Source organism: Rhodococcus sp. KBW08 (genome assembly GCF_003852455.1).
Classification (GTDB): domain Bacteria; phylum Actinomycetota; class Actinomycetes; order Mycobacteriales; family Mycobacteriaceae; genus Rhodococcus_F; species Rhodococcus_F baikonurensis.
In genome coordinates, this window is record NZ_QAJJ01000005.1 from 426,041 (window position 1) to 447,276 (window position 21,236).

The 21,236-nt window shown below is 61.8% G+C and carries 19 protein-coding genes; 10 read left to right on the forward strand and 9 right to left on the reverse strand.

The features are described 5' to 3' along the window. Window positions 1-53 precede the first annotated feature (53 nt). The gene (locus tag DBV08_RS07470; protein WP_124566997.1) at window positions 54-659 is read left to right on the forward strand and encodes a YqgE/AlgH family protein; all 606 of its coding nucleotides are present in this window, start codon (window positions 54-56) and stop codon (window positions 657-659) included. 266 nt (window positions 660-925) lie between these two features. On the opposite strand, the gene DBV08_RS07480 is transcribed toward DBV08_RS07470, so the two are convergent. Then, window positions 926-1,906, reverse strand: coding sequence for a bile acid:sodium symporter family protein (locus DBV08_RS07480; RefSeq protein ID WP_095973468.1), 981 nt, complete (start codon window positions 1,904-1,906; stop codon window positions 926-928). Between the two features lie 4 nt (window positions 1,907-1,910). After that, window positions 1,911-3,080 (reverse strand): MFS transporter, encoded by a 1,170-nt coding sequence (locus DBV08_RS07485; protein WP_124566999.1) that lies wholly within the window; start codon window positions 3,078-3,080, stop codon window positions 1,911-1,913. Window positions 3,081-3,242: 162 nt separating this feature from the next. Here DBV08_RS07485 and DBV08_RS07490 point away from each other — a divergent pair, with 162 nt between their 5' ends. Further along, window positions 3,243-3,938, forward strand: coding sequence for a FadR/GntR family transcriptional regulator (locus DBV08_RS07490; protein WP_124567000.1), 696 nt, complete (start codon window positions 3,243-3,245; stop codon window positions 3,936-3,938). Here DBV08_RS07490 and DBV08_RS07495 read toward each other — a convergent pair. Both DBV08_RS07495 and DBV08_RS07500 read right to left on the reverse strand, forming a co-directional pair. Next, entirely contained in the window at window positions 3,907-4,866 is a 960-nt protein-coding gene (locus DBV08_RS07495; protein WP_260395344.1) for a DUF1648 domain-containing protein, read from the reverse strand. The two genes, DBV08_RS07490 and DBV08_RS07495, sit on opposite strands and share 32 nt — an antisense overlap. Before the next feature lie 5 nt (window positions 4,867-4,871). After that, complete coding sequence (locus tag DBV08_RS07500; RefSeq protein ID WP_030537477.1) at window positions 4,872-5,366, reverse strand: SdpI family protein; 495 nt, start codon at window positions 5,364-5,366, stop codon at window positions 4,872-4,874. 101 nt (window positions 5,367-5,467) lie between these two features. On the opposite strand from DBV08_RS07500, the gene leuS reads away from it, so the two are divergent. From leuS to DBV08_RS07515, 3 genes are all read left to right on the forward strand, one after another. Beyond that, the gene (gene leuS, locus DBV08_RS07505) at window positions 5,468-8,314 is read left to right on the forward strand and encodes a leucine--tRNA ligase (RefSeq protein WP_124567001.1); all 2,847 of its coding nucleotides are present in this window, start codon (window positions 5,468-5,470) and stop codon (window positions 8,312-8,314) included. Between the two features lie 147 nt (window positions 8,315-8,461). Beyond that, the gene (locus tag DBV08_RS07510) at window positions 8,462-9,565 is read left to right on the forward strand and encodes a DNA-binding protein (protein ID WP_124567002.1); all 1,104 of its coding nucleotides are present in this window, start codon (window positions 8,462-8,464) and stop codon (window positions 9,563-9,565) included. A gap of 629 nt (window positions 9,566-10,194) precedes the next feature. After that, on the forward strand, window positions 10,195-11,643 hold the full coding sequence (locus tag DBV08_RS07515; protein ID WP_185564507.1) for an MFS transporter: 1,449 nt from the start codon (window positions 10,195-10,197) through the stop codon (window positions 11,641-11,643). Between the two features lie 67 nt (window positions 11,644-11,710). Here DBV08_RS07515 and DBV08_RS07520 read toward each other — a convergent pair whose 3' ends face one another. From DBV08_RS07520 to DBV08_RS07540, 5 genes are read right to left on the reverse strand one after another with little or no spacing between them, the layout of a single operon-like run. After that, the gene (locus DBV08_RS07520) at window positions 11,711-12,208 is read right to left on the reverse strand and encodes a hypothetical protein (RefSeq protein WP_124567004.1); all 498 of its coding nucleotides are present in this window, start codon (window positions 12,206-12,208) and stop codon (window positions 11,711-11,713) included. 19 nt (window positions 12,209-12,227) lie between these two features. Further along, window positions 12,228-13,691, reverse strand: coding sequence for an aldehyde dehydrogenase (locus DBV08_RS07525; RefSeq protein WP_095973461.1), 1,464 nt, complete (start codon window positions 13,689-13,691; stop codon window positions 12,228-12,230). Between the two features lie 31 nt (window positions 13,692-13,722). Beyond that, window positions 13,723-15,099: a glutamine synthetase family protein gene (locus DBV08_RS07530; RefSeq protein WP_124567005.1), complete on the reverse strand. Its 1,377-nt coding sequence runs from the start codon at window positions 15,097-15,099 to the stop codon at window positions 13,723-13,725. Next, the gene (locus DBV08_RS07535; protein WP_021332597.1) at window positions 15,096-15,869 is read right to left on the reverse strand and encodes an SDR family NAD(P)-dependent oxidoreductase; all 774 of its coding nucleotides are present in this window, start codon (window positions 15,867-15,869) and stop codon (window positions 15,096-15,098) included. Before DBV08_RS07535 ends, DBV08_RS07530 begins: the two co-directional genes overlap by 4 nt. Beyond that, window positions 15,853-16,659: a gamma-glutamyl-gamma-aminobutyrate hydrolase family protein gene (locus DBV08_RS07540; RefSeq protein ID WP_234036905.1), complete on the reverse strand. Its 807-nt coding sequence runs from the start codon at window positions 16,657-16,659 to the stop codon at window positions 15,853-15,855. The genes DBV08_RS07535 and DBV08_RS07540 overlap by 17 nt, the downstream gene beginning before the upstream one ends. Window positions 16,660-16,845: 186 nt before the next feature. Between DBV08_RS07540 and DBV08_RS07545 the strand changes: the two genes are divergently transcribed. From DBV08_RS07545 to DBV08_RS07565, 5 genes are all read left to right on the forward strand, one after another. Further along, window positions 16,846-17,568, forward strand: a complete 723-nt coding sequence (locus DBV08_RS07545) for a FadR/GntR family transcriptional regulator (RefSeq protein ID WP_007729085.1) — start codon at window positions 16,846-16,848, stop codon at window positions 17,566-17,568. A gap of 98 nt (window positions 17,569-17,666) precedes the next feature. After that, entirely contained in the window at window positions 17,667-19,097 is a 1,431-nt protein-coding gene (locus DBV08_RS07550; protein ID WP_234036904.1) for an APC family permease, read from the forward strand. A 54-nt stretch (window positions 19,098-19,151) separates the two neighbouring features. After that, the gene (locus tag DBV08_RS07555; RefSeq protein WP_124567007.1) at window positions 19,152-19,832 is read left to right on the forward strand and encodes a hypothetical protein; all 681 of its coding nucleotides are present in this window, start codon (window positions 19,152-19,154) and stop codon (window positions 19,830-19,832) included. Between the two features lie 65 nt (window positions 19,833-19,897). Next, a complete protein-coding gene (locus tag DBV08_RS07560; RefSeq protein ID WP_095973457.1) occupies window positions 19,898-20,272 on the forward strand; it encodes a nuclear transport factor 2 family protein in 375 nt (124 codons plus the stop codon). A gap of 1 nt (window position 20,273) precedes the next feature. Then, a complete protein-coding gene (locus DBV08_RS07565) occupies window positions 20,274-21,230 on the forward strand; it encodes an alpha/beta fold hydrolase (RefSeq protein WP_124567008.1) in 957 nt (318 codons plus the stop codon). Window positions 21,231-21,236 lie beyond the last annotated feature (6 nt).

A 21,236-nucleotide genomic window follows, 5' to 3' on the forward strand; every position in this document is an offset into this window, starting at 1 on the left:
ACACGCCTGTGTCTCGTTCCTCCGCACGCAGTTGTCGGTGAGATGATGTCTTTGTGGCGCACGCAGAAGAACCCGAGGATCGAATGGCCTGGATAGAACCGGAGGTTCGTCCGGGCAGTTTGTTGGTGTCGTCGACCGATCTCACGGAACCTGCATTTCGCCGCACCGTCATCTACATGATCGAGCACAACGACGCCGGGAGCTTGGGCGTCGTCGTCAATCGGCCGAGTGAGACGGCCGTGCAGAACGTGTTGCCGCAGTGGGCGCCGTTGACCGCGCATCCTTCGGCGCTGTACATCGGTGGACCAGTCAAGCGTGACTCGGCGCTTTGCCTGGGAATCGCTCGCAACGGTGCACGGATCGACGGCGTCGCCGGCCTGCGGCGGGTGGACGGCAAGGTAGTCATGGTGGATCTGGACTCGGACCCGGAGGTGATCGCTCCTCTGGTCGAAGGGATCCGCATTTTTGCCGGGTACTCGGGTTGGACTCTGGGGCAGCTGGATTCGGAGCTCGAGCGTGAAGACTGGATGGTGATCAGCTCACTGCCGTCGGATGTGCTGACGCCGCCCCGAGTCGATGTCTGGGCACGGGTGCTACGACGCCAGCCGCTGCCCGTAGCGATGCTGGCCAGTCACCCCATCGAGGTCGAACGGAACTGATCTGTCGGAGGTCGATGATATTCCTGTGTCATCGTTTTCGAGAAAGGTGGCAGTAATGATCGCTGAGCGTCAGATCCAGTGCGCGGATTGTGTTTCGGATGTCGATCACTGCCACGATTCTCTGCTGCGACATGTCGACGGATCGCTCGAATGCACCGGGGTGAACTGTGTCGACCTGGCATCGAGTCGCCATGCGTTGTCCATCGATTGTGCTGAACTGCAGGGCGGTTGTGGCTGCGTCGACGCGACCCGGGACGCGTTGCTCGCTAGCTGACGCTCACCGGATCCCGATTCGCGAAGCGTTGCGCCATGGCAGCACAGACGATCAGTTGGATCTGATGGAAGATCATCAGCGGCAACACGATCAGGCCGACGGGCTGGCCCGCGAACAGCACGGCCGCCATCGGTAGGCCCGTTGCCAAGGACTTCTTCGACCCGCAGAAGATGATGACGATCTGATCGGGAAGATCGAAGCCGAGTTTGCGCCCCGCGAAGGCAGTGACGCCGAGAACCAGCGCGAGGATCAGGCAGCACACGATTGTGAGGATCACGATCTGCCAGATCGTGACGGTGCTCCAGATCCCCTCTTTCATGCTTTCACTGAAGGCGGCGAAGACAACAAGGATGATCGATCCACGATCGACGTACTTGGTGGGTTCGGCGTACTTCTGCAGCCATCCGATCACCAGCGGGCGGATCAGCTGGCCCACGATGAACGGGATCAGCAGCTGCACGACGATGTCGAGGATCGACGAGAAGTCGACGGTTGCCTGGCCGGTGGTGTTCATCAGCAGAACCACCAGCAGCGGCGTGACGAAGACGCCGATCAGGTTGGAGAACGACGCACTGACTATCGCGCCGGCGACGTTTCCCTTGGCGATCGAGGTAAACGCGATCGACGACTGAACCGTCGACGGAACGAGGCACATGTAGAGGAGGCCGGTGTAGAGGTCGTCGCTGATCAGGGTCGGCGACAGGAATCGCAGAGCTAGGCCGATCAACGGGAAGAGCACAAATGTCGCGGCAAGGACGACGGTGTGCAGTCGCCAGTGCTTGACGCCCTTCCAGGCTTCCTGCGGCGAGAGTCGTGCGCCGTAGAGCAGGAACAGGAAGCCGATGGCGATCTTGGTGGCCCAGTTCAGAATGCTCTCCGCGGTACCCGATACCGGGAACACACTTCCGAGCACGCCGGCGATGATGATGCCGAGGATGAACCCGTCGATGTAGAACCTACTGAGAAACTTCACCTGGCTAAGGATAACGGCGTGCGTCGACGGGCTCCCGAGCCCCACGAAGGTTGAAGCCCATCACGGCCAGGCACAGCAGCGCCCCGACGATCGACAGCTCGATGATGGCCGTCTGCATTCCTTGGATGGTGATGGCGATACCCGCGATGATCGACGGGATCGCGAGTCCCGCGTAGCTGACGGTGAAGAACGCGGCCAGAACTCCGCCGTGGCTCTCGCGTGCGTGGTTCCGGGCGGCGGCGTTGACGCGCTTCATGCCGCCGGCAAACGCCAGACCGTGCCCGGCGCCGACCACGACGGTGATGGCGCCCAGCAGCGCGAGGCTGGGTACGAGATCGACCACGAGCAACCCGATCATTCCGAGGGCGAGGATTCCCAGGCCGACGGTGACGGACGCCCTCGGGTCCATGCGGCTTCCGCCGAGTTGCGCGACCACCGAGCAGATCATGACCAGTGCGGCTGCCCCACCGCCGAGTAGAAGGTTGTCGATGTTCAGCAGGCTGGTCATCCACGACGGGACCACCGACTGGAAGAGCCCGACTGCGCCCCACGACAGCGCGACGGCGAGCGAGCTGAGCCAGAAAGTCTCTCGAATGGTGGCGGGAACATGTGGCATCTGGAAGAACCGCTTCGGGCGTGTGACGTCCCCGATCCGCGGCAGCAGCAGCAACACGATCAGTGCCGGGATGAACGCGACAAGGAAGATCAGATACGGCAACCGCAGTGGTTGCGGAAGGTACTGGGCGATCGCACCGGACACGAGTGGTCCGAGTGCACCGCCCAACGCACCCGTCACCGTCGAGACGAGCGCTGCCCGTCGGTGATCGAACGTCGGTTCCTGCTCCACCAGTGCGGCACTACCCGCCGCACTGGCTGCGCCCACCGCGATGCCCTGAGCGACGCGTCCGACGAACAACCACACCGTCGCGTCGGCGAATGCCAGGACGAGCGTGCCGACGACGCTCAGTGCGAGCGCAGCCAGAAGCACGGTGCGTCGACCGAGGGCGTCGGACAGCGGTCCGAAGAAGAGCAATGCCGGAACGAGCCCGGCGACGTAGACGCCGTAGATGAGCGTCTGGACGGTGGGCGTGAATCCGAACTCGGTCCGGTACAGCCCGTAGACGGAGGTGGGCATGTTCGCGCCCAGAAGGATCACGGTGAGGACGTAGCCCACGCCGTAGAAGTGTCGGTTGGTGCGGCGTGTGCGTTGTTCGGTGGCGACAGCGGTGGCGGACGTGGGAAGCCCCTCCTGAAGACTGAGTTCGAAAATACGTGGGTCGTCCTACGTATCGTAGGTGAGTGGAATGATCGCCGCGAATGCTGTGAGGATGAGTAGATGACCGTTGTTCGCAAGGAGTCCGCGTACGAGCAATCCCTCGACTGGATGCGCGCGCAGATCTCCGACGGCGCCTGGACCGTCGGCAACCGGGTTCCGACCGAGCCGGAGTTGATGAGTGTTCTCGGCGTCGGCCGGAACACCGTGCGCGAAGCGATCAAGACACTGACGTCGACGGGAGTCCTCGAGATCCGTCGCGGATCAGGGACCTTCGTGCGTGCTCGGACCGACATCGGCGGCCTGCTCGGCAAACACGCGTCCGTCGACGAGATGAAATACGTCTTCGAAGTGCGTCGTGCGCTCGAGATGGAAGCAGTCCGCTTGGCGTGTGAGCGTCGCAGCGCCGACGATGTTCGGACACTTCGTGAGCTGGCCGCCAAGCGTGACGTCCCAGCGGAGAACTTCGTCGACGTGGATCTCGCATTTCACATTGCCGTCGTCGATGCCGCTCACAATCCGGTTCTGAAAGATCTGTTTGCCGGGATCCTCGAAACCGTTCGCGCCACCTACGAGGTGACCGAAGGGGTGCATCCGCCGTCGCTGACGTCCTCGCATCACCGGGGAGTCGCCGAAGCAATTGCCGAACGAGATGTCAGCAAAGCCAGGGCGGCGGCGTGTGGGTACCTGGAAAAGACTCAGGAAGCGATCGGTTCAGGCTCGGCGGTTACCGAGTCCGGGCGTCGGCCAATCGGTTGAGGGACCCGGCGATGTCTTCGGCCTTCGGTGTCGTGATCGTGAGCCGGTCGCCACCGGCGAAGGTGACAACCACCGCCGGCCCGGTGCGGGTGACCACGCCGTAGTTGCGACGACCCTTGGTCTTGAGTCCCCAGCCGCCGAAGTCCGCGAACGGTTTGATCTCCGCGACGTCGGCTTCGACAACTTCGTCGATGCCGTAGGTCATCGCAGCCACCCCCATGTTGATCACCCGAATTTCCCGTTCGTCGACGATCACCCGGAAGCGAACCAGGCTGACGACGAACAGTCCGAGTGCGCCGAAGATGAACAGCGGCCAGAGTGACCGCATCGACAACGCCATGACGACTCCGGGTGCCAGAGTGATCGCAGTGAGGATCGCCGAGCCTTTGGTGCTGAATCCGACGTCGTCGGAGATGGGTAGAGGGCAGCTGCTTCGAGGCAACCCGGCCGATGGTTTGGTCGCGGCAAGCGTGCGGCCGCGGTAGTCGCGCAGGAATGAGGCACCGATCCAACCCAGCACCGCGCCGACGACAAAGCCGACACCGAGAGACCACAGCGGGAGTGACGTCGTAGTCGGATCGGTGACATCGAGTTGGGTGTAGAGCAGAGCGAAGTTCACTGTCGTGATGAGCCCGACCACGCTCAGTCCGACAACCAACATGAATCGACGCATCATCAACATCGCGGGAGCAAGAGCGGCAATTGCGCTGAGACCGCCACCGAAGAGCAGCGTCAGAAGTGCGATGGTCCACGCGTTGGAAGACGGGGTGGAGAAGCCGTCCGGCGAGGTAGTGGTCCAGTGAGTCGCGATCTGCTCCGGGAGGCGAGGCTCCCACATTTTTGTCAGGACGAAGCCGAAGACCGCACACAACAGCGGAACGACTAGCCCGAAAACGACCCCGGCCGGGTCGACCACGCGATGTTTCACGTGAATCAATGAGCCGGCTGACAAGCATCCTTGAGCGCGCAGGCACCGCAGGAAGCGGTGCCGCAAGCGGCAGCGTTCGCCTTGGCCTCGGGGGTCTCCGCCACCGGCTCGTCTGCGGCAGGCTCGGAGTGTCCGCCGCAGTTGCAGTCGTTACCGCATCCGCTCTGCTGCGGGAGTGCGGCGGCAGCGCGGGCACCGATGCCTCCACCGAAACCGGCAGTGAGGACGGCGACGACGACGGCGATGATCGCGACCGCGACGCCGAAGACTCCGCCGATGGTCAATGCTGCGACTCCGCCGATGACCAACATTCCGGCGGCCGCGAGCATGGTCGGACCGGCCACCTTGTTGGCGAGGGCGAACGACTCCTCGCTCCGCAGGGAATCTTCGGTGCGGACACCGGCCCAGCGGTTGCGCGGGAGTTTGCCGATCAGTCCGGCGACAGCAACTCCACCGACGGCGACAGCGAGCACGAATAGCACCACAGCGACAACGATCACCCATACAGGATAGGCGCGAGTGGACTTGATGGTATGCCCGGGTCGCGCAGGCTCTACCCTGGTTATCGGTATTTCCGTCAGCCAAGTAGATAGCGACCACAGTGACCGAGTCTCCGCAGTCCCCCGATTCACCAGCCGACGCAACTCCGCAGCACCGCTACACCGCGGAGCTCGCCGGCCAGATCGAGCAGCACTGGCAGGACCGCTGGAGTGAGGAAGGCACGTTCAACGCGCCCAATCCGGTCGGTCCGCTCTCCTCGCCCGACGGTGTTCCTGCCGACAAGCTCTTCGTTCAGGACATGTTCCCGTACCCCTCGGGTTCGGGCCTGCACGTCGGTCACCCACTCGGATACATCGCCACGGACGTCTTCGCGCGCTTCCATCGCATGCAGGGCCGCAATGTCCTGCACACCCTCGGCTACGACGCCTTCGGGCTCCCGGCCGAGCAGTACGCCGTGCAGACGGGTACCCACCCGCGGACCACCACCGAGTCCAACATCGCCAACATGAAGCGCCAGCTGCGACGCCTGGGTCTGGGACACGACGAGCGTCGTAGCCTCGCGACGACCGACGTCGACTTCTACCACTGGACGCAGTGGATCTTCCTGCAGATCCACGGCGCCTGGTACGACAAGGCTGCCGGTAAGGCGCGTCGTATCTCCGAGCTGGAAGCCGAGTTCGATTCCGGTGAGCGCGCTCTGGAAGACGGACGCGAGTGGACGTCGCTGACAGTGGCCGAAAAGGCCAAGGTTCTGGATTCGTACCGCCTTGTCTACCAGTCGGATTCGATGGTCAACTGGTGCCCCGGTTTGGGTACCGTGCTGGCCAACGAGGAAGTTACCGCCGACGGTCGTAGTGACCGCGGAAACTTCCCGGTCTTCCGCAAGCACCTCCAGCAGTGGATGATGCGCATCACCGCGTACTCCGATCGCCTGGTCGACGACCTCGAGTACCTGGATTGGCCGGACAAGGTCAAGGCCATGCAGCGCAACTGGATCGGACGCTCCTACGGCGCCGAGGTTACTTTCGCCGCAGGCGAATACGGCATCGATGTATTTACGACGCGCCCCGACACGCTGTTCGGTGCCACCTACGTGACGTTGGCTCCCGAGCATGCTCTGGTCGACAAGCTCGTTGCGGACGAGTGGCCCGAAGGTGTCGACGCACGCTGGACCGGCGGCGCTACGACGCCGGCGGAAGCTGTTGCTGCATACCGTAAGTCGATTGCCGCCAAGACCGACCTGGAGCGTCAGGAAAACAAGGAGAAGACGGGCGTCTTCCTCGGTTCCTACGCCGTCAATCCGGTCAACGGCCACAAGGTCCCGATCTTCATCGCCGACTACGTGCTGACCGGCTACGGCACCGGCGCGATCATGGCAGTTCCGGGACACGATCACCGTGACTGGGAGTTCGCGAACGCGTTCGGTCTGGAGATTCTCGAAGTTATTGCCGGTGGCAATGTTTCGGAGGCGCCGTATTCGGGCGACGGCGCGCTGGTGAACTCCGACTACCTCGACGGTCTGGACGTGGCCGAGGCCAAGGCGACCGTCATCAGCCGCCTCGAGGAGAGTGGCCAGGGCAAGGGCACCATCCAGTACAAGCTGCGCGACTGGCTCTTCGCGCGTCAGCGTTACTGGGGTGAGCCTTTCCCGATCGTCTACGACGCGGACGGCAACGCGCACGCCCTGCCGGATTCGGCTCTGCCCGTGGTGCTTCCGGAGGTCGAGGACTACGCACCCGTGTCCTTCGATCCGGACGACGCCAACTCCGAGCCCTCTCCCCCGCTGAACAAGGCGACCGACTGGGTCAACGTCGAGCTCGATCTCGGCGACGGACTGCAGACCTACCACCGCGACACCAATGTCATGCCGCAGTGGGCGGGCAGCTCGTGGTACCAGCTGCGTTACATCGACCCCACCAACCAGGACGCCTTCTGCGACCCGCAGAACGAGGCGTACTGGACGGGTCCCCGTCCGGAACTGCACGGCCCCAACGATCCCGGTGGAGTCGACCTGTACGTCGGCGGCGTCGAGCATGCGGTGCTGCACCTGCTGTACTCGCGCTTCTGGCACAAGGTCCTGTTCGACCTGGGCTACGTGTCCTCGAGCGAGCCGTACCGCCGCCTCTACAACCAGGGCTACATCCAGGCATTCGCGTACACCGATGCCCGCGGCGTCTACGTGCCCGCAGAAGACGTCGTCGAGCGTGACGGCAAGTTCTTCTACGAGGGCGCCGAGGTCAACCGCGAGTACGGCAAGATGGGCAAGAGCCTGAAGAATGCCGTTGCGCCGGACGAGATCTGCGCCGAGTTCGGTGCAGACACCCTGCGTGTGTACGAGATGTCGATGGGTCCGCTGGACACCTCGCGTCCGTGGGCGACCAAGGATGTCGTCGGTGCTGCGCGATTCCTGCAGCGCGTGTGGCGCGTCGTCATCGACGAGGAAACCGGCAAGCCCCGTGTCACCGACGAAGCACCCGGTGAGGAGACGCTGCGTGCGCTCAACAAGGCGATTTCCGGTGTCATCGAGGATTACACGGCGCTGCGCGACAACACGGCCGCTGCGAAGCTGATCGAGTACAACAACCACCTCACCAAGGCGTTCCCGGGTGGCGCGCCCCGTGCTGCCGTCGAACCTTTGGTGCTGATGCTCGCTCCCCTGGCGCCGCACCTCGCGGAGGAACTGTGGTCGCGTCTGGGACACACGGAATCTCTTGCGCACGGCCCCTTCCCCGCTGTCGAGGAGAAGTGGCTCGTCGAGGACACCGTCGAGTACCCGATCCAGGTCAACGGCAAGGTCCGTAGCCGCATCAGCGTCCCGGCGGATGCCGATCGCAAGGCAGTCGAGGAGATCGCCCTGGCCGACGAGAAGATCGTCGCGCTGCTCGAGGGCAACGCACCACGCAAGGTGATCGTTGTGCCGGGCAAGATGGTGAACATAGTTCTCTAAGGCCTTCGGCCTCTGTGCGCCGTTTTGGTAGTTACCGCTACCGAAACGGCGCACAGTCGTATCTGGGGCTGACGTCTGATTGATTGCGAGATAGGTTGTCGAGCAGAGAAGTTACATTCAGTCGGTGGTTACAGAAATGGATCAAGTGTGCTCAGTGCTGCCAAGGTGTTCCGCATCGACGGACAAAATGCCCGCCCATTCGGTCAGTCCACTCTCAAGCGCCACAACCTAGTGGAATCCGATTTGGAGCGCTGGGTAGTCGCTAACCCCGAGGTTCTCGGCGCGGGTGTGCAGATAGTCGCGACCCAGTATGACAAGTGGGCACTACCGTCTGGCGATCGTGAAAAGTCCCGCCTCGATGTGCTTGCTCTTGACCCATCTGGTCAACTCATCGTCGCCGAATTGAAGCGCGGGTCCGACAGCAAGATTCATCTGCAGGCGCTCACGTACGCCGCGATGGTCGCGTCATTCACCATGGATACGCTTGCCGAAGCGCACGCGGACTGGTGCAACCAGCAGAAACTTGAAAACACACCGACGATCACCAGCGCCGAAGCGCTGAATAGGTTGCGTTCGGTGGTGGTTGGAGAGGGAGAATGGACTCCTGACCTCCTCACGCGCCCCAAAATCGTACTCATCGCCGAGAGTTTCCATCCGCAGGTTTACACGACCGTCAAATGGCTTACAGAACTTGCGCCGACGGCACTCGACATCGAAATTCACACGGCAACGCTCTTCGCAATCGATTGCTCGGAAACCGAAGAGACACAACAGTTGTGCCTGACATTTCGGTGCGAGTTCCCGGCTGAGGGAATCGAGACGAGAATCCTTACGGCGGGCATTCCGCCAGAAGCCGTGGACCATGTGACGATGGAAATCGTCGAACGTCGGCGCAACAAGAAATCGGTTCACATCATTCAGCAATATGGGCTCATCGAACCTGGTGAACTTCTCACTCTTGATCTAGGCACATCAGTCAATTCTGCCGTTCGTGAGGATGTCGCACGCTGGATTTCGGAAGACAAGAATCGTGGGCGTGCCGAATGGATTGACGCTCCAACCAAAGTGCTGCGTTGGTGTGCGGAACCGGACGGTACATCATGGTCGCTGACGGGACTTGGAAAGCACATCGTCGAACAGGCAACGCAATCGAAGCCACGCGTCCTTTCGGGGCCGGGCGTGTGGCTGCGAGGTGGCCGGAGCCTCTACGACATTGCCAGCAGCTTCCAGGAAACGGATGAGGACAGCTGAGTTCAAGAAATGCGATCGGCGCGGTTCATGTGGAGCATCCAGTACGCAGAGTTGTCATATCGAGCCGAGAGCAGGGCGCTCGACAGCATAGGTGGGGCGGAGGTGTCCGAGGTCGATATCAATGCATTTCGGCCATGAACGCAGAATCCCAATCTCATTCTCTTGCGCATAGATCAGATCGGTATGCCGACTTTCGGCGACGTCCGTACGTCGGATGGTGAATCGCAATGATCGATGTCACCGGAAGAATCTCGACGCCTATGCATTCGACCTCTCTGCGAATCCCACCGGTGAGCAGTAGCAATTCGCGCATGTCGAGTGTCGCCTGAAAATCGTTGCCTTTGCTCATAATCCACGGGCAGGAGTTCGTGGCGACAATCAGACCTTGTCCTGATTGTCCCGCTCCGCGGAACATTCTGTAGCGCGTGTTCGACGTGAGGGCTGTGATGCAGGTAACACGTTGCCGTGAGTGGTAGCTGTCGTTCCACTGCACTTCCCCGCAAGGCCCCGGCCGACGGTATTCGGCAGGGGGTCAATCGAATTCGCAGGTGTCCCGAAAGGATTCTTCAGCCATGGCGTCTCATGTCCACAGCGACGGTTCGTCTCCCAGTCTGCCCGAATCGACGTCGATGCCGGAGCGGTGGACTCCGCGACTGGTGTTCTCGCTGGCGTCGATCGTTCTACTTCTCGAAATGCTCGCGGTGAGCTACATGATGATTTCCACTGCGCTGCCCGCCATCTCGGTGCATTATCAAACGACGCAGGGAGCTTGGCTGCTCACGTCGTTCCTGCTGCTGGGCGCGGTCGCGTCTCCTCTGCTCGGCAAGCTCGCCGACATGTACGGCAAGCGGAAAGTCCTGCTCCTGGCGGTCGCCGGCGCGGCAGTCGGATCCTTCATTTCGGCGATTGCGCCGAGCTATGCCGTCTTGATTCTGGGCCGGTCCCTGACTGGTCTGCTCGTTCCCTGTCTCTTCCTGAGCTACTCCCTCATTCGAGATGTCTTTCCGCCGAAAACCGTTGCGCTGGCTGTCAGTATTGCAACCTCCGGCATGGGCCTGATCGCTATTCCGGCACCGTTCCTCACTGGTTGGTTGATCGACAACCACGGGTTCCGGAGCATCTTCTGGTTCTTCGTCATCGGTTTGGTTCTGCTCGGTGGCATGATTTTCGCTTCGACGGCGGAATCAGCTGTGCGACTGCGCTCTTCGCTGGATCTGATCGGTGCGGTACTGCTCGGATCAGGCATCGCCGGAATTCTGATCGGCGTCAGCTTCGGACCGACCTGGGGCTGGAAGAACGGCTCGACACTGGCCTATCTGATCGGCGGCGTCGCACTGCTGGTGGCGTGGGTTGCCTCTGCCCGGGCCATCCGTGAACCCTTGATCGACCTGCGCTACTTCGGCAAGCGTTCGGTGATGCTCACCGCCGTCGGAGCCGGGTTCTGCTACGGCGCGTCGGGAGTCTTCACGATTCTGCTGCCGATGATGGTGATGACCCCCGCAGTTCTCGGCCTGGGATACGGATTCGGTGTCACGGCAGAAGGATTCGCGATCTTCCAGGCGCCGCTGGGTGGCATGGTGGTGGTCGGTGGTTTGATCGTGGGCTTCCTCGTGGGCCGCAACATCCGGCCGCGCTTGCTGATGATCATCGGAATGATCCTCATGGCAGTCGGATTCACCTTGACGGCTACCATTCACGACAACAAGCCGCTGCTCATCATCTTTGCCGGAATATTCGGCGTCGGTATGGGTATGGGCTACGCCTCCATCCCGAACCTGCTCATCGAAGCAGTGCCGCCGCAGTTGCAGGCAACCACGGCGAGCATGGTTGCGGTCTTCCAGAGCATCTTCCCCGCGGTGCTTCCTGTCATCGCTTTCACGGTCTTGAACTCGCACATCGCGATGGCGATGGAGGGTGCTGTGTTCTACACCGACGAGGGCATGCGCATCGCGTTCCTGATCGGTGCTGCTGCAGCGGTTCTCGGCGCGATCGCAGCTGTGTTCCTGCCGCGAAATATCGTCCAGATCGGTGCGGAGGACGGCGCGGCGCAGGAGACGTCCCTCCTTCCGGCTCACTGATCATGCGATGACCTGCGGCTACGAGCCAACGCCCGTAGCCGCACGTCTCCATGGTCGCACCTCGACGTCATGCAAGATGAATCTTCTGCAGCGAGATCTCACCCCGCAGCGGACGCTCTGCAACTTGTGCCAGATCAGAGACGAATGTGTCCGCGATCGATCGGGTAGTGGTGAGTTGAACCGACAGAACGTTGTTCGCCTGACTGCACACGGTTGCGCCGTGCCGGTACGCCACGAGCGCGACTGGATCGACGCGTTGGAAAGTCGCGGTGACGTGTAGGCCGACCTGTGGTGTCACCGGAACGAACGGACCGTGGTCCGTCTTGATTCGAACTATCCCGACGATCTTGTTGAGACGCTTGATCAACATGGCGTCGGAAATCGTTGCCGGGCAACTGTATGCGATCGACATCCCGCTGACTCCCGGCGATGTCACGGACACCCACGTCGACAGACTGACGACCTCGACGCCGAGCTTCCACCCCAGCGAAGAAATACGGGCGAGAACTGCTGCGGTGTCATGGCATTCGACGACCATGGTGCCAACCCGTGTCGGTTCACCCATTCCCACGACCTCTTTCGGCTCAGAGAGGCAGTCCGGGCGCATCGACACCGACGATTCGCGATCCCCGGAAGAAGTCGAGAAGCTCTTTGTCGCCGTGTGCGCCGATACCGCTTCCGCCCCAGAAACTCTGGGTCGAGTGATCGTCGAGGTCCAGGAGACTGGTGCTGTTGATCTTGTTCTCGCCGCACTCGATCCGGGTCGCAAGTTCACGAGCGGCGTCGACGTCCGCACCGAACACGTAACCGGCCAGGCCGGTATCGAGAGCGTTCGCCTCGAGCAGTGCCTGCTCGTCGGTTGACGCGCGGTGCACGGTCAGGATCGGTCCGAAGGTCTCCGACTTGGTGTGCTCCGACGAGATCCCGTGCACCACTGTCGGAGGGAAGAACCATCCGGAAAGGTCCGGCACAGGAGTGCTCGAGACAGCTGTGCCGCCCACGCCGTGGAGGAAGTCGACAGTCGCGCGCATTCGTTGCAGTTGAGGCTCGTTCGCCTGCGGACCCATCGTAGTGTTGTCGTCACCGGTTCGCCCGAGCACGATTTCGGCCGTGCGGTCGAGTATTGCGTCGACAAGACGGTCGTGAAGGTGCGGTGGCACGAAGACGCTTCCCGGACTCTCACACCATTGCCCGTTGAGTTTGGTGAACCCGTCGACGAGTGCGGTCGCAGTCAGATCGATATCGGCGTCGGCGCGGACGATCACGGGATTGTTGCTGCCGAGTTCGAGTTGAAGCGCCTTGAAGTCGGCCGAGGCCGCAGCGGCGATGGAACTGCCGGCTGCTCGGCCGCCGGTGAACGCCAGTGCTCGGATTCGTCGATCGGCGGCCAGTAGATGCCCGACGTCCCCGCCGCCGTGAACGAGTTGAAACAGAGCTTTCGGTGCGTCGAGTTCGGCAATGGCACGCGAGATCGCCTCGGCGAGCACATTGGGGCCTGACGGAGCCCAGTTGGAGGGCTTGGCGATGACAGGAGCGCCCGCGGCCAATGCGAATGCGGTCTTCTTCGCGGTGATGAAGCTCGGTGCATTCCACGGTGCGATCACAGCGGTCGGGCCCCAAGCCAGACGATGTAATTGTGCGCCCGACGCCAACTGCTCGAACCCCGAGGAGTCCTCCAGATGCTTTGCAGCACTACGGAACAGATCGGGAAGTCCGCTCGCGAACAGTGTGCTGATCGAAAGCGGAAGACCGTTGTTCTTCGAGTCCTCACGAGCGATCGCCGTTGTTCGTTCCTCGACAAGTTCGGCAGTTCTCTCGAGTAAGAGCACTCGGTCGGCTACCGATCGACGGGTCCAGACACCCGATCGATGGAGTTCTGTCGCGGCGGTGATTGCCCTCTCCACCTGATCGGCGGAAGACGAGAGTTGGGCTTGCAGTTTCTCTCCGGTGTCGGGATCGGTGAGAAATTGGCCGAGTTCGACAGCTGGTGGTTCGACGTTTCCGTCGATCGTGTTGTTCTGGGGCACGAGTGAGCATGAAGTGGTCATGACTGTCCTTCGTGGCGAAATCGTGTGTAGGTCAGATGTTGTCGAGGTAGCGTTCGCGTTCCCAGTCGGTGACCGCGGACATGAAGGAATCCCATTCGTCCTTGGCGACAGCCGCGTAGTGCGACACGACCTCGGCGCCGAACGCCGCGAGTGCGAACTCACTGGCTTCGAGCGCACGCGCCGCCTCGTCGAGTGTGCTGGGCAGCGGTTGCTGCTTCACCTTCTCGAGTGTGTCCGTGTCGCTGTACCCGTCGCGTCGTACCGGTGCGCCGGGATCGAGCTTTCGTGTCAGACCGTCGTTCATCGATGCCAAGACTGCGGCCAGTGCGAGATATGGATTTGCGTCCGCCCCTGGCAGTCTCATTTCGAGACGGTTGGCGGACGGCGCCCCGGTAATGAGTCGGCAGGTAGTCGTCCTGTTATCGAAACCCCAGGTCAAGCCGTTCCCCGAGAAATCGTGACTGGCTCGGGTCCGGCGCATCGAGTTGATGGTCGGCGTGTAGAACAGCATGAGTTCCGGGCAATGTTCGAGAACGCCGCCGACCGCGTGCAGCAGTTCGGTACTCGCCGTGTTTTCTGCGTTTTCGTCGTGGAACGGGAAGGTGTCGTCGCTACGCATGGACGCGTGAATATGACACGACGAGCCCATGCCGTCGGTGCTCGGGCGTGCCATGAAGGTCGCAGTGAGCCCTTCCGCCGCCGCGACATCGTGGACCACCTGCTTGAAGAGCACATGGCGGTCGGCCATCTCGAGAGCCGTTCCGTATTCGAGGTTGATCTCCCACTGGCCCAGCCCGTACTCGACCTGAGAGACCTCGACGGGAATTGCGCTCTCCTCCAGGGCGGTTCGTACCTTGCGGAAGAAGGGTTCCATCGCATTGCCGGCGGTGATGGTGTAGTCCGAGGGTACCAGGGTGGTGGGTTCGAGATCCCGATAGCCGCTTCGCCTCAACGTATCGGGGGTACCCCGATAGAGGTGGAACTCGAGTTCCGTTGCCGCATAGACGGTGTGACCGTCGGATTCGAGCTTGTCGATCTGTTTGCGCAGGATCGTGCGCGGTGCGATCGGGACCAGCTCGCCGGTGTGTTCGTCTACCGAGTCGGCGATGACGATGGCAGTGGACTCCAGCCACGACGCGCGTCGTAGTGTTCCCAGATCAGGGCGCAAGCGGAAGTCGTGCCAGCCGGTGTGCCCGCCGGCGTAGTCGACAACCAGTTTGTCCATGCGCTGGTTGGCATCCCAGGCATATACGCAGGTGCACACATGCAGGCCCTCGTCGATATTCCCGAGGAAAATTCGCGTCGGGACCCGCTTGCCGATCAATCGTCCGTAGAGGTCGATACCGGCGATGAGGACGGTGTCGATGTCGGACTCGGCCAGCTCGGCTGTGGTGAGCCGGCCTTTCATCGGGCGAGCCATCCGCCGTCGACGGGCAGCTGGACTCCACTGATGTAGGAGGCGTCGTCGGACAGGAGGAAGGAGACTGCAGCACCCATGTCCTCGGGGCGTCCGACGCGCGGCACCAGGAGCCTGGACTTCATGAAGTCGAGAACTTCGCCGGAGGAGACGTCTATGCCGGGTAGGAAGGCGGTGGGGACCGGGCCCGGGGCGATTGCGTTGACCCGTACGTTGTACCGCGAGAGTTCGACGGCCAGAGCCTTCGTCAGCATCTTCACTCCACCCTTCGACGCGTTGTAGTGGACCTGGGCGAAGCCCTGAGAGGACACGACGACGTCCGCTTCCACCGTCGACAAGTTCACCACAGCGCCGCTGTTGCCGTCGCGGAAGTACGGGGTGGCGATCTGCGTGACGATGAACATGCCCTTGAGATTGACGTCGAGGACAAGATCCCACTCTTCGTCGGTGAGGTTCTCCAGAGAACTCATCGTGATCAGACCGGCATTGTTGACGAGGTAGTCGAAGCGTCCCCATTCGGCGACGGTGGCCTCGAAAGCGGCGCTCACGGCGGCGCGGTCGCGCACGTCGGCCTCGAGAGCGAGCGCGGGTGTGCCGTACTGTGATTCGATCAGTGCGACGGTCTCTTTTGCACTTTCGATGTGAAGGTCAACGACCGCGACGCGGGCACCATCGGAGGCAAGGCGCAGTGCGATACCGCGGCCGATTCCGGAACCTGCACCGGTGATGAGGGCGACCTTGTTCTCATGCGTACGTGACATTGTTGTCTTCCATTCTGTAAGGATCGGTCTGGCGTGAAGGATCGGTCTGGTGAGAGGTTGCAGCGTCGACGAGCCACGAGAAGAGCGGGTCGATGTCGACGAAGAATTCGGGGTGCCACTGCACGCCCACCACGGGGCGATCGTCGGCCTGGATGGCTTCGGCGACGCCGTCGAGCGCGCGTCCGACGATCCGAAGGCCGTTCCCCGGGGCGTCCACGGCTTGGTGGTGAAGGCTGTTCACGTGAATGCTGTTGCCGAACAGACTGTGTGGGACGGAACCGGATTCCAGAGCGACGTGTTGCGGTCGGTACGAACGCGGGTAACCGAAGAAACTGTGTGCCTCACCGGCGTCGGTCGGAAGGTCGGCAATCAGTGTGCCCCCGCGCGCGACGTTGACGACCTGGTGTCCTCGACACACACCCAGGATCGGCAGTCCGATTTCCCAGGCCGCATCGACCAGGGAGAACTCGAATTCGTCCCGAGCGGGGTCGATCATCGAGGAGTTTGGTCCGGGGGTGCGCCCGTATCGCCTGGGGTCCACGTCGGAACCACCGCTGAGTACGAGGGCGTCGAGATGCTCGACGATTCGGCGCGGATCACTGTGGATACTCAGCAGGATCGGTTGACCACCGGCCGCGCGGATTTTCGAGGGAAAATCGGTGAAGAACATTTCCATCAACGCGTCGCCGACGACGTTGGGTAGTGACGGCCCGCCGCGGTCGACCCGGCCGGTGACTCCGATCAGGGGCATGGCGGGGAGTGCCTCCGCCGTCATCGTGAATTGGGTCATAGGAGCGAGCATAGAACCATTGAATGGCTTTTCGCTAGAGTTTGGCTTGTAAAGTTGGGGTAACGGGTTCGAAGTGCCGCGCGCTGCTGTATCTATTCAAGGACAGTTGCGAATGGGAGCGTTCGATTTCGTAGGTCAAGACGAAGCGTAAGAGTCGGTCCAGGCACCGAGTAGGGGGTACGAGACGTGCAGATCGACAAGCTGCCGGCCATTGAATTCATGGTCAGTGCACCGACGTTGGGGGAGGATATCGCTCGACGCTTGCGACTGCTCATTCACAGCGGCGCGCTCAGCCCCGGTGATCGCCTGCCGTCCGAGCGTGAACTGTCTCAGCAACTCGAAGTCGGTCGAGTCAGTGTGCGAGAAGCGATCCGAATCCTTCAGGCGATGGGATACATCGAGGTTCGGCGAGGAGCCACCGGCGGATCGTTCGTTTCGGAGTTGACCAGGCCTTATGAAGACTGGGTTGGCCAGTTGAAAGCGCGAGAGGCAGATATCGACGAGATCGTCGACCTCCGTATCGGGTTGGAAATGCGCACGGCGAGCCTCGCGGCGGTCCGGCGAACCGATCGTCATCTTCTCGAGTTGCTCGAATCCATTGAGCAATTGGGGGTTTCCGGAAGTCGGGGATCGTTCCGGGCTTGTGACGCCAGGTTCCACGGCGGTATCGCCAGAGCGGCGGGAAATAGCAGGTTGGAGGCCGCTGTGGTCGAGGCTCGCGGCGAAATGTTCGTCCCCGTCGATCATCTCGTATTCGAAGACCAGGTCGAGGCTTCGAGGGTGGAGCACAAGGAGATCTTCGAGGCGATCAAGCGGGGCGACAGCGCTCGCGCGGCGGAAGCGATGGAACGTCACATTCTGCACGCAAAAGACGAGCTCAAACGCTTGGCGCTGCAGGAAGAAGGCTGACGGGAGCGCGACGAACGGACGGTTCGTCCCGTTTTTCGCAAGTAAAAGTTTTGTGAATTGGGTCCCGAACCCACTTCAATGGTTCTAACATCGCCGGTATGACCCATACTTCCGTCAATGCTTCACGCGATGCATCCGGCGATGACCGAACTCTTCGAGGCTCGCTGGGTACCGGTTCGATAGTCCTTATGGTCGTTGCGGCGGCCGCTCCCCTGACTGTGATCAGTGGGCTTGTGCCGCTGGGCATTTCCGGGGGTAACGGTGCAGGCTTCCCGATGACCTTCGCCGTGACAACCGGTGTGCTTCTGCTCTTCGCAGTCGGATTCACCGCGATGTCGCGTTACATCCCGGGAACCGGCGCGTTCTATCTCTACATCGGACATGGTCTCGGCCGTGGTGCCGGCGTTGGCAGTGCGATGTTGGCGCTTGTCAGTTACAGCACAGTGCAATTGGCCGTTTACGGCTACCTCGGCCCGGCAATGAGTTCGTTGATCACCTCGTACGGTGGTCCGGAGGTGCCGTGGTGGATCTTCTCGCTCGCCTCGTTGGCTCTGGTCGCAGTCCTCGGATTTCGTCATATCGAATTGTCGGGCAAGGTGCTCGGCATCCTGTTGATCGCAGAGGTCGGGATCGTCGTCGTCCTCGACGCTTTCATCATCGCCGACGGTGGTCCCGAAGGCCCGTCGACGGCAATGTTCTCTCCGTCGGAAATCTTCTCCGGATCCCCCGGCGTCGCATTGGTATTCGCGCTTGCCGGTTACATCGGCTTCGAGTCGACGGCGATCTTCCGCGACGAGGCGAAGGATCCGGCGCGGACGATCCCACGAGCGACGTACGCTGCCTTGATCCTCATCGGAGGCTTCTATGCTCTCTCCAGTTGGGCGGTCGTGACGGCTTGGGGTGATACGGGTGCCGTGGACATTGCGGGCACCGACCCCGACGGCATGTTGATCACCACTGCCACCGACTTTGCCGGATCGGTGACGGCCCATCTGATTCAAATTCTGTTGGTGTCCAGTCTCTTTGCCGCAGTTTTGTCTCTCCACAATGTCTTGGCCAGGTACATCTTTGTTCTGTCGAACACCGGCGTTCTGCCAGGTGCAGGTGGGCGTACGCACCGCGTGCATGGTTCGCCGCACATCGCGTCTGTGGTGCAGTCCTGCTGTGCTCTGGTGCTTCTCGGCGCTTGCATCGCCATCGGTCTGGATCCGGTGACACAGATCTTCGCGTGGTTCGCCGGTGTCGCAACGGTGGGGATCGTGGCTCTCATGTTGCTCACGTGCCTTGCAGTTCTCGTCTTCTTTCATCGTACGAAGGTCGATCAGCGCTTCTGGCACACCAAACTTGCCCCGAGCCTGGGGCTCGTCGGACTCATCGGATTTGCGATCGCCATTGCCGGAAACCTCCCGCTTCTTCTGGGTGGCAACGTACTGGCAGTAGTGATGACCGGGGTGCTGATGCTCGCGTTTGTCGGCGGGTTCCTCTATGCGCGTCGACGGAAGCAAGTGAGCTTCGAACTCCCGTCGTGAGTGGGCTTCGGTGAGATGATGGGTGCGCCCGCACTCGAGAAAGTAGGACTCCCCATGACGTTCGCGGATCTGGACGGCGATGAACTGTGGAGTTATCTGCAGGAGCGTTCAGGATTGCCCGGCCCGCGCGCGAATCTCGCGCTCATGCTCGAGTTCGCGCGCGGCGCCGACAGTGACGACATCCTGCAGGCGGTGGAGTCCGAAGACGAATACATCCGCTGCTGCGGGATCGTCGGGCTCGGATTCATCCTTGTTCGTTCACGCGACGAGGCTGTTCTGGTCAGTCTGACGGCGGCGACCACCAGTGCGTCGTGGCGTGCACGTGAAGCTGCCGCGATGGCCGTTCAGGCGATCGGTGACACGGATCCGGAATTGTTGCGGGCGATCATCGAGCAGTGGGCACGTTCCGCCCATCCATTGACGCTGCGCGCAGCAGCCGCCGGGATCTGCGAGCCGCGGTTGCTGAAGGACAAGACCAACGCTGCGCTGGCCGTTCAGGTGTGCCGAGACGCTACCGAATGGATTGTCTCGCAACCGGCTGATGCCCGTCGTGAAGCCGACACACGCACTCTCCGGCAGGCGCTCGGATACTGCTGGAGCGTCGCGGTCGCAGCGGACCCGAAGAATGCACTGTCGGCATTCGTCTCCCTGGAGGCGTCGGACGACGCCGATGTCGTCTGGATCGTGCGGGAGAACCGGAAGAAGGCCCGCCTGCGCAAGGTGCTCGAAACCTGACCCGTGGATCAGAGACGTAGGTTATCCTCAGAATTAGAACCTGTTCTAACTACGAGGGGTAGACCATGGCACCGTCCGCAGAGGTAATCCGCAAGACCGTCGACGCCTACATCGAGACAGTTGCCACGGGCACTGCCGCACAGGTTGTGGCCCTGTACGCCGAGGGTGCAACGGTCGAAGACCCGGTTGGCACCGACGTGCGCACCACTCGCGAGTCCATTCTCGAGTTCTACTCCGTGATCGAGAACTTCGACCAGGAAGCTCACCTTCACACCCTCCGCATCGCCGGAAACGAAGCGGCATTCCACTTCTCGCTGATCACCAAGCTCGGCGAGCAGACGCTGACCATCGCACCCATCGACGTCATGACTTTCGACGACGACGGCAAGATCCTGTCGATGCGCGCATTCTGGAACCAGGAAGACATGATCACCGCCTGATATGACGGTGAAGACGATCGACGTCGACGGATTCCGTTGGCAGATCGACGATTCCGGTTCTGGGACAGCCGTGGTTATGTGCCACGGCTTTCCCGGCCTCGGATACAGCTATCGCCATCAGTCGGCGGCGTTGGCGGAAGCCGGCTTTCGAGCGATTGCGCTCGACATGCCCGGTTACGGCGGCACTACCCGCCCCGACGCGATCGAGAACTACACCAACGATGCCGTCGCGAACCGGCTGATCGACCTACTCGATGCTCTCGGAATCGACAAGGCGGTATTCGTCGGTCACGATTTCGGCGCGCCGGTCGCGTGGACCACTGCTCTGCGCCACCCCGATCGTGTTGCGGGACTGGTCTCGTTGGCGGTCCCCTATGCGCCCGACCGGTTCCCGGCCAAGCCGTCGACGATCTACGCCGGCATGGCGCGCAAGCACTTTCTGCACATTCACTATTTCCAGGAACCGGGTGTCGCGGAGCGCGAACTCGACGCCCGTCCACGTGAATTCCTTCAACGGCTCTTCCATGCCTTGTCCGGGGCTTGCCGGTACCTCGACGTCTGGAAGAATCCGTCCGAAGGAAACGGCTACCTCGACGTACTTCCCGAGGCGCCTGCATTGCCGTGGTCGTGGCTCACCGAGGGCGATCTGGACGTCTATGTAAAATCCTTTACGGCAACAGGTTTCACAGGTGGCTTGAACTGGTACCGGGCGTACGACGCCAACTGGGAACGCAGTGCGGATCTGGACGGCGCGCACATCGGCGTCCCGACGCTCTTCGTCGCGGGAGCCGAAGATCCGGTCATCGCGATGAGCGGCCCCAAGGCGCTGGAACGGATGAAGGACACCGTCCCCGACCTGCGGGGTGTGCACCTCCTCAGTGGCGCGGGGCACTTCGTCCAACAGGAACGTGCTGCCGAGGTCAATGAACTTTTGATCTCTTTCCTTCGGTCTCTCTAGGCGAAA

Coding starts and splice junctions, on each gene's coding strand:
- DBV08_RS07540 (WP_234036905.1), bottom strand. CDS start 16,659: ATGACCCAATTCACGATGACGGCGGAGGCACTCCCCGCCATGCCCCTG.
- DBV08_RS07530 (WP_124567005.1), bottom strand. CDS start 15,099: ATGAAAGGCCGGCTCACCACAGCCGAGCTGGCCGAGTCCGACATCGAC.
- DBV08_RS07535 (WP_021332597.1), bottom strand. CDS start 15,869: ATGTCACGTACGCATGAGAACAAGGTCGCCCTCATCACCGGTGCAGGT.
- DBV08_RS07550 (WP_234036904.1), top strand. CDS start 17,667: ATGACCCATACTTCCGTCAATGCTTCACGCGATGCATCCGGCGATGAC.
- DBV08_RS07515 (WP_185564507.1), top strand. CDS start 10,195: ATGCCGGAGCGGTGGACTCCGCGACTGGTGTTCTCGCTGGCGTCGATC.
- DBV08_RS07525 (WP_095973461.1), bottom strand. CDS start 13,691: ATGACCACTTCATGCTCACTCGTGCCCCAGAACAACACGATCGACGGA.
- DBV08_RS07555 (WP_124567007.1), top strand. CDS start 19,152: ATGACGTTCGCGGATCTGGACGGCGATGAACTGTGGAGTTATCTGCAG.
- DBV08_RS07490 (WP_124567000.1), top strand. CDS start 3,243: ATGACCGTTGTTCGCAAGGAGTCCGCGTACGAGCAATCCCTCGACTGG.
- DBV08_RS07560 (WP_095973457.1), top strand. CDS start 19,898: ATGGCACCGTCCGCAGAGGTAATCCGCAAGACCGTCGACGCCTACATC.
- DBV08_RS07520 (WP_124567004.1), bottom strand. CDS start 12,208: ATGGGTGAACCGACACGGGTTGGCACCATGGTCGTCGAATGCCATGAC.
- DBV08_RS07565 (WP_124567008.1), top strand. CDS start 20,274: ATGACGGTGAAGACGATCGACGTCGACGGATTCCGTTGGCAGATCGAC.